This is a genomic window from Fontibacillus panacisegetis (assembly GCF_900102215.1).
In the GTDB taxonomy this organism is placed as follows: domain Bacteria; phylum Bacillota; class Bacilli; order Paenibacillales; family Paenibacillaceae; genus Fontibacillus; species Fontibacillus panacisegetis.
The window spans coordinates 104,569-119,034 of record NZ_FNBG01000007.1 but is presented as its reverse complement, the minus strand read 5'-3'; the positions used below and the strand labels follow the sequence as shown (position 1 = coordinate 119,034).

General features: G+C 40.3%; 11 protein-coding genes. 10 read left to right on the top strand and 1 reads right to left on the bottom strand.

The genetic code is table 11. The features are described 5' to 3' along the window. Positions 1 to 9: 9 nt before the first annotated feature. From BLS49_RS08490 to BLS49_RS08480, 3 genes are read left to right on the top strand one after another with little or no spacing between them, the layout of a single operon-like run. On the top strand, positions 10 to 555 hold the full coding sequence (locus BLS49_RS08490) for a type IV pilus modification PilV family protein (protein WP_091228378.1): 546 nt from the start codon (positions 10 to 12) through the stop codon (positions 553 to 555). Further along, a complete protein-coding gene (locus BLS49_RS08485; RefSeq protein ID WP_091228376.1) occupies positions 539 to 1,087 on the top strand; it encodes a PulJ/GspJ family protein in 549 nt (182 codons plus the stop codon). Before BLS49_RS08490 ends, BLS49_RS08485 begins: the two co-directional genes overlap by 17 nt. Positions 1,088 to 1,098: 11 nt before the next feature. Then, complete coding sequence (locus tag BLS49_RS08480; protein WP_091228373.1) at positions 1,099 to 2,859, top strand: type II secretion system protein; 1,761 nt, start codon at positions 1,099 to 1,101, stop codon at positions 2,857 to 2,859. 66 nt (positions 2,860 to 2,925) lie between these two features. Here the strand turns inward: BLS49_RS08480 and BLS49_RS08475 are convergent, their stop codons facing one another. Beyond that, positions 2,926 to 6,657, bottom strand: a complete 3,732-nt coding sequence (locus tag BLS49_RS08475) for an Ig-like domain-containing protein (protein ID WP_091228370.1) — start codon at positions 6,655 to 6,657, stop codon at positions 2,926 to 2,928. A gap of 260 nt (positions 6,658 to 6,917) precedes the next feature. On the opposite strand from BLS49_RS08475, the gene BLS49_RS08470 reads away from it, so the two are divergent. The 7 genes from BLS49_RS08470 to BLS49_RS08440 all read left to right on the top strand — a co-directional run bounded on the left by BLS49_RS08470 (position 6,918) and on the right by BLS49_RS08440 (position 14,336). Next, complete coding sequence (locus BLS49_RS08470; RefSeq protein ID WP_091228366.1) at positions 6,918 to 8,582, top strand: GspE/PulE family protein; 1,665 nt, start codon at positions 6,918 to 6,920, stop codon at positions 8,580 to 8,582. A gap of 15 nt (positions 8,583 to 8,597) precedes the next feature. Then, the gene (locus BLS49_RS08465) at positions 8,598 to 9,686 is read left to right on the top strand and encodes a type IV pilus twitching motility protein PilT (RefSeq protein ID WP_091228362.1); all 1,089 of its coding nucleotides are present in this window, start codon (positions 8,598 to 8,600) and stop codon (positions 9,684 to 9,686) included. Beyond that, complete coding sequence (locus BLS49_RS08460; protein ID WP_091228359.1) at positions 9,646 to 10,854, top strand: type II secretion system F family protein; 1,209 nt, start codon at positions 9,646 to 9,648, stop codon at positions 10,852 to 10,854. Before BLS49_RS08465 ends, BLS49_RS08460 begins: the two co-directional genes overlap by 41 nt. A 77-nt stretch (positions 10,855 to 10,931) precedes the next feature. Beyond that, entirely contained in the window at positions 10,932 to 11,342 is a 411-nt protein-coding gene (locus BLS49_RS08455; protein WP_091228357.1) for a prepilin-type N-terminal cleavage/methylation domain-containing protein, read from the top strand. Positions 11,343 to 11,436: 94 nt separating this feature from the next. Further along, positions 11,437 to 12,192 carry a prepilin peptidase gene (locus tag BLS49_RS08450; protein ID WP_091228356.1) on the top strand — a complete coding sequence of 252 codons (756 nt, stop codon included), beginning with the start codon at positions 11,437 to 11,439 and terminating at the stop codon, positions 12,190 to 12,192. Between the two features lie 16 nt (positions 12,193 to 12,208). Further along, a complete protein-coding gene (pilM, locus tag BLS49_RS08445) occupies positions 12,209 to 13,711 on the top strand; it encodes a pilus assembly protein PilM (protein ID WP_091228354.1) in 1,503 nt (500 codons plus the stop codon). Beyond that, entirely contained in the window at positions 13,695 to 14,336 is a 642-nt protein-coding gene (locus BLS49_RS08440; RefSeq protein ID WP_091228353.1) for a hypothetical protein, read from the top strand. The genes pilM and BLS49_RS08440 overlap by 17 nt, the downstream gene beginning before the upstream one ends. Positions 14,337 to 14,466: the final 130 nt, after the last annotated feature.

The window sequence follows — 14,466 nt, the reverse complement described above, 5'->3', positions numbered from 1 at the left end:
GATAGGAGAGTGTACAGGGGCCATAAAGTAACGGAGGAGTCTGGATTTAGCCTTGTTGAGGTAGTGGCGGCACTAGTTATTTTTTCAATTGTAACGTTGTCATTAACGGCTTTCTTTATAAATTCTATGGATTATGCGAAAGGCAATCAGAATAAGACAGTAATGGTCAATCTGGCACGGAATGCGCTTGTGTATCTGGAGAAACAGCCGTTTGATGAAATTAAGAAATATTTTATTACAGACGGAAAATATGACATAAAATGTGACTTAACAACTGGATGCCCCCCTGAGGTCAGTAAGCTAGTTAGTAATGCATCGGTTTTCAATGAAATTCTAAATCCTCTTGTCAATGATGTGCGGTTTAAGCTAACGATAGAGTATCAACGAGATTTACATAACTCTGATACAATGCTGAGTAGCGTGAAGCAGGAGGAACGTAATATGGCCCAATTGCTGTTTCCTGTCAATGTCGTAGTGGAACGAGAAGATGGAAGAAGCGGTGCGCGTAATACAACTGAAGTGGAGGGGTACATAACCAGTGAGAGAATCCGTTAAAACAAAACGCTCTGAGCAAGGCTACACGCTGGTTGAGCTGATTGCTGCTATAACGTTAGTCTCACTAATTGCGGGTGTTATTTTTACTGCCATTACTTTCGGTATTAATTCTTATCAAAAGATTCAAATTGAAAACGAGCTGCGTGATGAAGCTGATCTGGTTATGTCAACGGTAATTAATGAATTGTATACGTTTGCACCGGAGAGGATCAAGAGAATTGATGATGGAGGGAACCAAGGGATTGAACTAATCTCGGGTATAGGAGGTACAAAAAAGATATATATTCAGAATGATGGAAGTTCTTCTAAAGGCAAGCTCATTATTGATACCGTTGAATTTGAGATTCGCTCCAATATCATAGTTGATGTTTCTGATATACCACAAGCGTCAAACATAACATTAGAATGCAGCAGTACAAGCATGGACCCAAATGAGTGCAGTACTGGAATGATTAACATTAAGCTGTCTCTAAGTCAGGATCAAGGCGGGCACACAAGCCAGCTTACTCTGGATAGCAAATTCGGATTTTAGGAGGAACATACATGATTCGAAATGAACGTGGTTACGCTCTCGTTTTGGTGATGTTCATGGTTGTTATTTTCCTAATTTTAGCAACGGCTGTTATGGGTGCTGCTCTTGGCGGAGCAAACCGAACAGAGAAAGCTGAAGATAATGTTCAAAGCCTTCATCTTGCTGAGAAAACATTGGACGAAGCGGTGGCTTACCTTGTGGCGCAATATGATGGAAAAGCGATGCGACCTGTGGATTTAGCCATTGATATGCGGCAAACTAAGTTGGATGAGTTAAAAAATAAAATCACCAATACAAAACTTAACAGTGCTGGAGGTAAGCTTATTAGCATTGAACCACTGCCACTTGCTGCAGATCATACTAGTTATAGTGTGAAGCTTACTGCTGAAGCAATAGTTAACGAAACGAGGCGTACATTACAGCAGGAGGTTATCATTAGTTCCTATCCAGAATTTCTGAACTATGCCTTCGGCTCGGAGAAGGATGTAATTATAAATGGTGCGGTCTATAGTCCAAAGGGTAGTGTATATGCAGGTAATGAATTGAAGATTGATAATTGGGCTGATTACAAATATTTCACAATAGATAAGTGGATTAAAGCAGCGTATCCTCGATTGGATTTGAAAGATGACAATAAAGTGTTTGTACAATCTCTGGATGCGATCAAGGTTCATAATTTGACGGGGGTGACGCCACGGGGGCGTGAAGAGGGTGACTATACTTCTTATCTTCGTTCAAGTAATCCGCTAATTGAAGATTTACTGGGTATTTCCAAAAATCAAATTCAAATTCGCAGTAATAAGAAATTTGTATCAATAAATGTTGAGGAGACGTTTATTGATAAGGCTACGGAAGCGACAGGCATAGATACCGCGAGATCGGAAATAAAAAATGCCATAGATTCTGGTAATTACACTGCATTTTCCGACAAATTAGTATCATATGGTGTAACAAAAATGAACGCACCCCCAGTCAAGCCAACACCTCCTCTTGATCTTAATGATACGAATGCGATGAATGAGTACTTGAGTAAGAAAGCGGATTACGATAATTATATTGCTCAATTTAAAAATATTACCGGGTCAAAGTTGTTTGATGGTGACCTGGAGCTGGATGGTATCGAATATAAAGCTCTGGAGTTTACTAATAATGCACAGCAAGGGGTAAATGGCAGCAGTGTTAAATGGTTTATCGTAAATGGAGATCTGAAAATCATGAACTACAATCCAAATCTTAATGAGAAATTAACGATTAAGGGCAACATTTTGGTAACTGGCGATGTAACCATTTCAGGGAATGTATTGGTGGATGCAACAATTTATACTTTAGGAGAAACTACGTTACAGGATGCGATCATACGAGGTATGGGAGATGATCGTAAACAGCTAATGATGATTTCAAAGGGTAAAATCTTTATTAACCGTGTCGATGCACCGAGTAATCACGGAAGCTACTCTTCAAGCAATCCCAATACACTGGATGCGTTTTTTTACACTGATGATACAGCAGAGCTATACGGTGTTGGATCCATTTTTTGGCTGAATGGTGGCTTTTTCTCAAAAGGTACTTTAACCATTAATGCAGTTCGCGGTGATGTTGAGGATACGGGCAGTGACTTTAACTTCCACATCACAGAAGCCGAGCGGGATAAAGATAAGTCGCGTTTCGTAATTGAGTATAACGATCAGTTTTTTGAAAATCAATCGGCTGCCTTGCCCCGGGTTGAAAAGTTGAGTGTGCAGGTTAAAAGCAGAAGGCTGATTTCTAACTAACCATAGGAATCAGTGACAAAAAGGCATTACGCTTAGCAGTTGTCCGCTAGCGTAATGCCTTTTTGTTTAATATTTTCCTTTATCGTCGAATTTTCTCTTAACTATAATTTTTGTTGTAGCAGATACAGTTGAATCATATCTGGATTGAACGGTAATATTTGCAGAGCCCTCTTTAATAGCAGTGATTTTCCCGTCACTATTTATGCTTACGGTGCTTGGGTTATCGCTATTCCATATAAGGAAATCTTTAATATTAACTTTACCGTATACTGGACCAGAGCTTAGTGAGGCAAATAGCTCCTTTGTATCATTAACTGAAACAATAATGCTATCTGGCAGCCCCAGAGCAACAGGATTAATTGTGATACTTTTTGGAGCAGATTCGTAGGTTCTGCCAAGTTGAGTGGTGACTACTACCTTAACAACTATCTCACCTTGTTTGGTTGCTCGGTAATCAATAGAGCTTCCTGACTGGCTTTGGATTATAACGCCACCAGTAGAGGACGGATTTACGCTCCAGCTATACGCTACAATCGGATCTGTCACAGAAGACTGCATTTCAGCATCTAGAGGAAGGGGGAGACCTAAATCAACAGTATCTGGTCCTGTAAAGGTTGGATTCGGTTGAATAACCCGAACAATCGCTGAAGCAGTTAAGTTACTCCCGTCTTGTGATCTGATGGTGATGGTAACTTCGCCACTATCTACGCCAGTGACAACTCCGGCTGGAGTCACTGACACAATGCTGGCATTGCTCGTTTGCCAAGTTACCGTCCTGTCTGAAGCATCCGTAGGTGTAAATTGAGGAGTTAATGTTGCGCTTTCCCCAACAAAGAGTGTCGTTCCATCTAAATGAAGACCCGTTAGTCTTTTGACAACTCGAACCGTTGCTGTCGCTGTATAAGTGTTGCCCTTATTCGTAATAACCGTTAGTTTAACGGTAGAAGTTCCTTTGTTGATACCAGTAGCTGTTGTTGATGCTTGATTTGTTGGACTGATCGACAAGAAGCTGCTGCCTGAATCAATACTCCAGGAATATGAAGTGACTTGCTCGTAATCTGCAGCCATTAATCTTGATGTCAAAGTGATATTTTCACCCACAGCTACTTCATCAGGTCCGTTAATAAATAGTCCGGGCTTAACGACTGTAATATTGGCTGTGGCTGACAAATTGCTGCCGTCCAGCGCTGTGACTGTGATCCTTGCTGTTCCTTCGGCGATGCCTCTAATAGTACCCGTGTTATCGACTGTTACAATGCCTGGTTTATCCGATGACCAAGTAAAAGGTACATCGGTTAAATCCCCGGGAGTGTAGGTCGGGAACAGTTTCAGTGAATCTCCAACTAAAATAGTCCTGTCACTTAAACTGAGCGAGGTCAGCTTGGTTACAGCTTCTAATGTAGAGCCTGGAAACGGTAATGTGAAATTAGATGATTGACCGATGTCCTTAAAAGTGAGTGTGGCACTATTTAAGGGATAGAATCCACGTTTTATCGGTACGGCTGTAATTGAGAAAGTGACAGGATCTGCTGTATATAACGTGTCAGTACCTTTCTTTGTGTATTGAATATTGCTCAAGTTTCTTGAGATCGTGTATCCCGTTGTGACATTTCCGGTTTTTGTGAAACCAGTAGGCAAAGATGAGACTTCCAGATTTGGAGGAAGTGTCTCTTTGAACTGAATATTAGTTACGCTCATCGATGATCCGCTGCCAGCAATCGGCTTTGGCGTAATCGTATAATTCATCGTAACCGTACTTCCAGTGTCCACTTTATTATTTACAACATTGTTGGAGAAGCTGCGGGACAGCTCCAGATTGGAGCTTACCTTCTTGACCTTTACTTTAATCTGCTTTTTAGATTGTGCCCCTTTACTATCCGTTGCAATAATTTCTACGATTAAGTCCCCCCCATTAGGCAGAGGATTTTCAAAAGACATGTTAATGGTATCGCCCGAAATGATGCTGCGAGCAGGTATCTTGCTGTAGGTTTGTCCATTATAAATGAAGTTAACCGAGGTAGTAAGGTTGGTATCACCCAGATCAAGATCATCAACTTGATAATGAACAGGAATTTCATTGAATGTAGGTATGAAATTGTCCTTTACCGAGTCATATTCTTCAGGCGAGAACACGGTAATGACTGGGCCATGATTAGCCATTGTGAATGCCCGATACATTGTGTTAAGGAAGAGCTGTCTCTCACCTTCGGTATATCCGGTCGTGGTTTGTCCAGAGTGACCTGAATTCGTAAAGGTAATATTACCTTTAGAATAGGCATAGTAGTGGTTCCAGCTATCACCGACTGTACGCCCGCCTCCAGATAAGTTATACCAAGGAATCACATCAGGGTCCTCGAGATCAAGTGTGTAGTATTGGCCGTGTGTGCTCATCACCTCAATATCGTTTGGTAATACAAAAGGAAAATCAGTTAGCAAGCCGGAGTTTGCCCTCTTTGTTGATGTAGTGTAGCTGTTGTTGATATTACCTACATTATTTGCAGGATCAATCATAGCAGCAATAGCTCTAAAATTGTTCCAGTATTCACTTCTATAACCTTCTCTGCTATAAGGGTTGAAGGTATCATGAGTGAACATGACACTTTTTCCAGAATTGATATAACTCAATAACGCTTCTCTTGCTGCTTGAACTTCAATGAAAGCATACTCTTTATATTCATGAGCGAATCCGAAAATCAGCATGTCGTATGCCTGAAATTTTTCATATCCATAAGAGCCACCACCACCATTAAAGCTATTGACCGTAGTCGCCGTAAATTTAATCTCATAATCCCCAGATTTAACGAGATAGCTGCTGTCAAAATTATGATCCTTATCGAGACCTGCATCGTCACCGCTATTATTTGGTCTATATTGCAGAACATTGATTACTTTGGTCTCATCTTTAAATCGAAAGCTGCCAGCATGTACATCCTTGAGACCGCTACTGAGATCTACTAGCTCAAGACGCCAGTACCTTGGACCGGAATAGCCGCGAGGCAGTGAATAGGAAATTGTGCCGTTGTTCGCTGTTACAGTTGTGGAAGCAACGAGCTGTTTCGTGGTAAATGGAACGGCGCTGTCGATTCCAATGTACAGATTTACTTCCAGATTGCCAAGATTATTGGAATTGGTAATGTTATAGCTATAGGTGAGTGTTTCACCCCTCGTATATATTTTGTTAGTGCTAGCATATTCACTTGGTTTGCTGACAATTGTAAGTTGGGGGCGAACAGTTGCTTTTGTCAGTAATGATGTTTTATTAGCAAATGTTGTTGCATTGCTTATTTCACTAGAGTTAACAAAGCTTACATTGCTTTTATTCTGAACCGAAGTAATGAATTTATGCAATTTACCGTCAGTAGATTGTTTTAAGGCACCGGTAGTAGTGTCTCCATAAACAATTAATGGAAGCCCTTTGTTAACAAAATAGTGTTTTAGTTCAGTAGCTTTAAGATTTGTTATGTCGTTTTGTTTAGTACTTGTGTTGAGCACTCCAGCAGGTATTGCTGTACTGTAGGTTCCTTTTCCTATGTAAACGGCATCATATTTTCCGTCCAGATAATCTCGTGAAGCGACGAATTGCTTCATACTGTATGTTGTTAAATCAAGCTTGAAGGCACTATTAGATAGCCCTGTAAGATCAGATGTCCCATTCTCTGTTATTTCGAGCATTTTGATGGTTGTTTGCCCTGCTGCATTCGCGTATTCCAGTTTTGCTCCTAAAGTACTGAACATCACGATGAAAAACGAAATGATTAACAGAATTGAAATGTGCTTTTGTTTAATCGTATTTTTCATAGTTATATCCTCCTAAGAGTATCGTCGCAACAATTATAAAAAAACTGTTACTTTAAGACTATTATATTTGAGAGAATATGTTGTATTAATTCCAACAAAGATTATAATTAGTGTATGTTAGTGCGACTTTAGTTGCAATAGTTTTGATGAAACATTACCTGAATATGAAAAGGAAGCTGGTTTGGGTATAAGTACCTATTTATTTTAAGAGTTTGCAACCTCTCTCTTGAACTTGATTTTAACGAAAATGGGGGTTAAATATGGTTGCTATAAAAAAAAGATTAGGTGATTTGCTTGTAGAAAGCGCTATCATCTCGGAAGATCAGCTTCAGGAGGCATTGCGGGAGCAAAGAAAGAGTAAGCAGAAACTTGGAGATCTGCTCATTACGCAAGGTTACATAACTGAGCAGCAGCTAATAGAAGTATTGGAATTTCAGCTAGGGATTCCTCACGTAAGTTTATTTAAGTATCAGATTGATCCGGCTATAGCGCAGATTATCCCTGAAAGTATAGCCAGACGTTATCAAGTCATTCCGTTCTACAAAGATGGCGATAGACTTATGGTAGCCATGACGGACCCGCTGGATTATTTTGCTATTGAAGAATTGAGAATGAGTACTGGTTTTCGAATTGAACCGGCTATTTCAAGCAAGGATGAATTACAGCGCGCATTGGCGCGTTTCTATGGGCTTCAAGATTCAATGAGCAAAATGATGGTTGATCTATCCACACCGGAAGAAATCGGTGAGCTTGAAATTACGGATGAAGATGCGCCGGTAGTACGACTTGTAAATCAAATGATTGAACAGGCTATACAGCTGCGTGCGTCAGATATCCATGTGGATCCGGGTGAAAATGGAGTCACCATTCGTTACCGGATTGATGGTGTGCTGCGTAAAGAAAGAACTATTCCAAAGCAAATGCAAGGATACATAATTGCCAGACTCAAAATCATGTCCCAACTTAATATAGCCGAACGCAGACTTCCTCAGGATGGAAGAATGAAGTTTCAGGCTGATTTTAAAGTCGTGGATATTCGCGTATCTTCGTTGCCTACGGTGCATGGAGAGAAGATTGTAATGCGGCTGCTCGATTTGAGTACAGGCCTTAAAGCTATTAGTCATCTAGGTTTTAATAATCATAACCTTGAAATGTTCAAAGAAATGATTGAACGACCTTACGGGATTTTACTCATTACTGGTCCAACAGGTAGCGGTAAGTCGACGACGCTATATTCTGCCCTTAGTCACCTTAATGATGAAGAAAGAAATATTATTACGGTAGAGGACCCTGTTGAATATCAGCTGGAAGGAATAAATCAGGTTCAGGTTAACCCTAACATCGGAATGACCTTTGCAGCAGGGCTTCGTTCCATTTTGCGGCAAGATCCAAATATCGTGATGGTCGGTGAAATTCGTGACAGTGAAACTGCAGAAATAGCGATCCGCGCATCATTAACGGGTCATCTCGTATTATCCACGTTGCATACTAATGATTCGATCAGCTCCATTATACGTTTTCGCGATATGGGAGTTGAATCGTATCTAATTGCTTCATCATTGATTGGGGTCGTTGCGCAGCGTCTAGTTAGAAGAGTGTGCAACGATTGTAAGCAGCAGGTTGCTCCAACTGGTCAGGAAGCTGTCTTCTTAAAAAGTCGTGGAGCGCATCCTGAGGTTTTATATCGGGGTAAGGGCTGCGGCAGCTGTAACAGGACGGGATACCGGGGACGAGTAGCCATTCATGAGGTTCTTTTTATTAATAATGAAATAAGAGAGCTTATTAATTCATCGGCTTCATTGAATGAGCTCCGTGAAGCGGCTGCCAAGCAAGGGATGATTCAATTGATGGATGATGGCATAGATAAGGTTATTCAGGGAATTACAACATTGCAGGAAGTACTTAGGGAAACTGTTGCAACATAATGGCAGGGGGATTATATGGATGGGAAAATAATGATGCTTGATTTGTTAAATCAGGCACATAAGAGACAAGCATCTGACTTGCATTTATCCGTTGGGACACCTCCGATGATGAGAATTAATGGCTCACTGGTTGCGATTGGCGAGTCACCGATCTCAATAGAAGCTTCAGAGAGTATGGCTTTAAGCTTGCTTGATGAAGAACAAAAGGGGTTGTTTCACTCAATAGGCGAGATTGATTTTCTGTATGAATTACCAGGTGTTTCCCGATTTCGAATTAATGTATACAGGCAAAGAAAATATGTTAGTGCTGCAGTGAGGAGAATTGCACTTAGCGTACCTTCTTTGATGGAATTAAAGCTTCCTTCAGTTGTTGCCTCGTTTGCTGATAAGAATCAGGGTCTTATTCTTGTAACGGGTCCGACAGGCAGTGGAAAATCATCAACAGTTGCTGCTTTGATTGATTTTATTAATCGAAATCAGTCCAAGCATATTGTTACACTTGAGGATCCTATCGAGTACATTCATACAAATAAGAATTCAATGATTAATCAGCGGGAAGTAGGCAGGGATACTCAGACTTTCGAAAGTGGTCTCAGGTCGGTATTAAGACAGGACCCTGATGTTATTTTTGTCGGAGAAATGCGTGATTTAGAGACCGTTTCAGCGGCTATTACAGCTGCTGAAACGGGGCATCTCGTATTAGCTACTTTGCACACAAGTGACGCCGTGCAAACGATTGACCGAATTATTGACGCTTTTCCCGGTCATCAGCAGGGTCAAATCCGAATGCAATTGTCTTCAGTTCTCGTTGCGGTCATCTCCCAGCGATTATTACCGACCGTTGATGGAAGCGGAAGGGGCTGTGCAACTGAAATTCTAGTTAACACACCAGCCGTTGGTCATTTGATTCGCTCAGAGAAAAATCATCAGATCAAGAGTGTGATGCAAACCAGTTTTCATTTAGGGATGCGCACGTTGGAGATGTCCATCAAGGAGATGATTCAGTCGGGACGAATACATCACTCGGTAGCTAAGACATATATGGTGGAAGGAGGCTCTAATAATGCCTCAGTATATGTACCATGTGAAGAGCAATTCAGGTAAACATCTTAAGGGGAAATTCACGGCGACGGACAAATCCTCTGCAGTAGAGGAGCTTCGCAAGCGAGGATTAACGGTGCTGTCTGTAGAGGAAATTCGTAAAACTGTACTTACAACAGATATTTATATCGGTAACCCTGTAAAAAGTATTCACTTTGTAATCTTCTGTCGTCAATTTGCGACATTGATGCGTGCGGGAGTTCCGATGGTAGAAGCAACGATGATACTAGCTCAGCAAACGGAGAGTAAACCACTTAAAAAGGCTTTAGCTGAAGTTAGTTCAGCATTAATACGAGGATTATCCTTTTCGCAGGCTGCTCAGGAACACAAAAAAATATTTCCCCCGTTGTTTATTAGTATGATTCGTTCAGGCGAGGAGTCCGGTGATTTGGATGGTACGCTTGATCGATTGGCGATGTTCTTTGAGAAGAACCATATCGTAAGGGAGAAAATAAAGTCGGCGATGACTTATCCCATTATAGTTGGGTTATTGTCGATTGCTGCTGTTATTTACTTGTTGCAAGGTGTAGTACCTCAGTTTGTAGAAATGTTCGACTCATTTGATGCTGAATTGCCGCTAATTACGAAAATGGTACTGTCATTAAGTGAAAGTATTTCGAATCAATGGTATATATGGTTGGGTTCTGTTCTTGTCATCGTTGTAGCTTTTCTGTTCATGAAGCGCAGCGAAAGAGGCAGTTATCTAATAGATTATGCAAAGTTGAGAATACCTGTATTTGGTAAGGTCATGCAAAAAGGGGCAATCGCCCAAATGACGAGGACCTTGTCTTCGTTATATGCCAGTTCAGTACCGGTATTGCAATCACTATCTATAGTTGAGGGGGTGGTAGGCAACAAAGTGATCAGTGGTTATATTCACCAATCAAGTGACTCTCTCCGTCAAGGAAATCCGCTGTCAGACCCGCTCAAGAAGGCGTGGGTATTTCCTCCGCTTGTGACGCAGATGATTGCGATTGGGGAAGAGACGGGAGCGTTGGATGAAATGCTCGGTAAAGTCGCTGACTTCTACGAGATGGATGTCGATAATACAGTGGATCGTCTTAAATCATTGATTGAGCCGCTGCTTATTGTGTTTTTGGCAGGGATCATTGGAATGATTGTGATGGCGATCATGTTGCCGATGTTCACATTGTATTCCAACGTTGGATAGGTTGCTTTACTAACTTCGAGAATATCACAAAGGGGCAGTCTGAATGTTAGTATTTTTATAATCAAGGAGGCATAAATATGCAAATGGTATTGAAGCGTTTGAAGAAAGAGGAGAAAGGTTTTACATTGATTGAGCTTCTGGCAGTTATCGTAATTATTGCTGTAATTGCAGTAATCGCAGTTCCGTTGATCGGGAATATAATTGACAATACAAAAACAAAGGCTGATTTGGCTACTGCACGTCAAATTTATGAGGCCGCACGTCTTCACGCTGCCGATAAGACAAATGGAACTCTTGCGGATGTGACATTGGAAAAACTTCAAACTGATAAATTTTTGGATAGCCCACTTTACTTGCCAAGTAATAAACAAGCATTAGTTGTTGCGACTACATTGATAGATGTATCTGAAGAAACTGGCGATTACTTAGTAATGGTAACAACCGGTAAAACCGTAAAATTTACCAAGGCCCAAATAATGGCTCAGTAAGTATGGGATCAGATTTCTTATCAGGGATAAGATTACTATCTTGTCCCTGGTATTAATTTCATTCTATTATCTACCAAAAGAAAGTGACCTACAAATGACTCTATTTATTTCATCCTATCTATTCATCCTTGGTCTGATCCTGGGATCCTTTTATAACGTAGTTGGACTTCGAGTGCCTGTACGAGAATCAATCGTACATCCACCTTCAAGATGTCCATCCTGTGAGACTCGATTGAAGCCTTTCGATCTTATACCTGTTATTAGTTATTTGCTATCACGCGGAAAATGCAGGCATTGCTGCTCTCGTGTATCACCGCTTTACCCATTAGGGGAATTAGCAACAGGTTTGTTATTTGTGTGGATATACCTTAATTTTGGAAACTCTTGGGAAACGTTAACTGGACTGCTGTTAGTTAGTTTGTCTGTTATGATTACGGTTTCTGATTTGAAATATATGCTTATTCCTAATCGGATTTTACTAGTGTTCACACCTTTCTTCCTCGTATTACGCTTGTTGTATCCACTGGAATCCATATGGCTTCATTTTTGGGGAGCAATAGCTGGTGGTGGCGTACTTCTATTTATTGTAGTAATTACTCGAGGTGGAATGGGATCAGGTGATGTTAAACTATTTTGTTTACTTGGTTGGGTGTTGGGTCTCTATAATATAATCCCGGCATTTATAATAGCTTGTCTAATAGGAAGTGTGGTAGGCGGGGGATTGATGCTATTCAAATTGATCAAGCCTAAACAACCGATCCCATTTGGACCTTTCCTGCTTATAGGGTCATTATTATCGTTTACTTTTGGATCTACAATCATTAGTTTTTATCTTTCTATATTCAATTAGCGGGATGTGATGGATTATGTTGGCTGTCAATAGACATATGGGCTTAACGATAGACCCAAGTGGAATCCGTTATGTAACGGTGAAGAAAAAAAAGGAATGGGAAGTAGAAAAATACGGTTTTTTTCCATTTGAAGAGGCTGTTACAGATGGTGAAAAATTCCACTTTTCTGATGAGCTAAGGAAACAGCTAAAAGCATGGGTTAAAAGTGAGAAAATCTATGGAATGGCAGTCACTTTATCGATGCCAACCTCACATATTATTATTCGCAAGCTCCAAGTGGGAACGGTTAATGCACGAGAATTAGATCAATTAGTAGATCTCGAAGTTGAGACAACGCTGCATCTTCCTTTTGCTGATCCGGTATATGATTATTTAGCTGCAACTTCAACTGAGGATTCGACGGAGGTCCTCGTATATGCATCACGTCATAATTGGATAGAACAGTGTAATGAATTACTTAATGACGTTGGGCTTAAAGTCAAAACCGCTGAATTATCTTCCATGGCATTGGCGAGAACGATTCAAGAAGTCTTGAATGAACCGCTTGAGGATACGATGCTGCTGCATTTGGATAAAGAAAGTACAGAAGTATATCTTTTTCACAATGATCTACCTGTTTTTATGAGAGTGCTTAATGAATACTCGCATCAGGAGGTTGTTGAGAAAGAATTTACTCCCGAATTAGTCGGAAGTATTAATGCTGAGCTATCGAGACTCCTGAATTTCTACCAATATAGCATTCGTAATGGCGAATCACGTATTACCAAGGTTGTAGTTTCCGGCGAACGGCGAGGTCGAGAGAATCTTGTATCCGAGTTTCGCACGGAGCAACCAGACATCAAGGTGGATGTATTCGATTTCGATGCAATAGATTATATCGTACCTTTCGGATTGGCTATTAGGGAACGAGGAAGTAAAAGTGTAAATTTACTTCCAGAATCAACACCAATTAAGACAAGTATACCTTTAACTTTTGTTGTTATTGGGCTGGGCTGGATAATGTGTCTGGGCGTTATTTTAACCTTATATATGATGAATCAAAGTGATATCAAAGATCACGAATCCGAGCTTGCAGCTTTAAGTGAGACTGCTTCCGGTTTAGAGCTTCAGATTAGCGAGTTGAGTAAGGATGAGTACACGGACCCTACAGAATTTATTGAATTTGTCAATAAAAACAAAATGTCTGCAAAAGATGTTTGGTGGCAGCTTGATTCACGGCTACCGATAAGTGAGGAGCTTGAAACCTCAAACCTAACATCGATAGAGTATACTTATCTGTTAAAGGAAACGGATTCATTAAAAGTACAAGTTAGCTTTCATGAATTTCATGAAATTGCAGAGTTTTTGATCGAACTGAGGAAAATATCTTTTGTAAAAGACGTAAAGCTTGAATCTTTTACACCCGATACAGTAAATGAGAGTAAAAAATGGATTGGAACGTATAAAATTCAATGGAAAAATGATCTGAATGATAAAGGGCAGAAAGAGGGGGAATTTGCAGATGAGAAACATGCATAATCGCTCAGTGCTCCTTTTGATTACGAGTACCGCTTTTCTTTTATTGATTATTATGTATGTTTGGGTGTATTTGCCTTCCCATCAGCAGTTGTCTGATCTCAAAGCTGAGAAGAATCGAGTGAATACCCAGATTGAAACCTTACAGAGCGTGTTGGATGAAAAGATGTCAAAGAAGTATAATATTGATGAAAGAGTGGTTCAAGCCGCAGTTCCACTTTGGGATAATACAGAGCAGTTGATATTTCAATTGGATGTGATTAATAAGTTAACAAATGTTTCAGTTAAGAACGGGTCAATTGGCTTTCAGGAGAAATCAGAAATAGAACTACAAGATGAATCAAGCAGTCAAACTAATGCTGAAACTAACGGAACATCTGATAATGGAGTAAAGGAAATGGTTGTAAATCTTACGGTAGATGGTAAAGTTACTGATGTAATTGAATGGGTTGACCGACTTGAAAAACTTCCAAGGCTGATCTTTGTTTCTTCGTTTAATTTAAAGAAAGGTGAAACTTATGGTGACGCCGTCGTAGATTTGTCTTTTGTCGCCTTTTTTGATCCAAGCTATGAGCCTATTCTGGAGAAACCCATTTTGCCTAAAACATCGGATGAAGAACACAATTGATATGCTCCCCATACGGTAGACAGGCGAAATAACAAAAACCTGTTACTACAGGGGGAGCATTTTTATGCATAAAAAGAAATATACAGCGAATTTATTTTCATGCCTCAAATGGATATTGTTTAAAAAATTG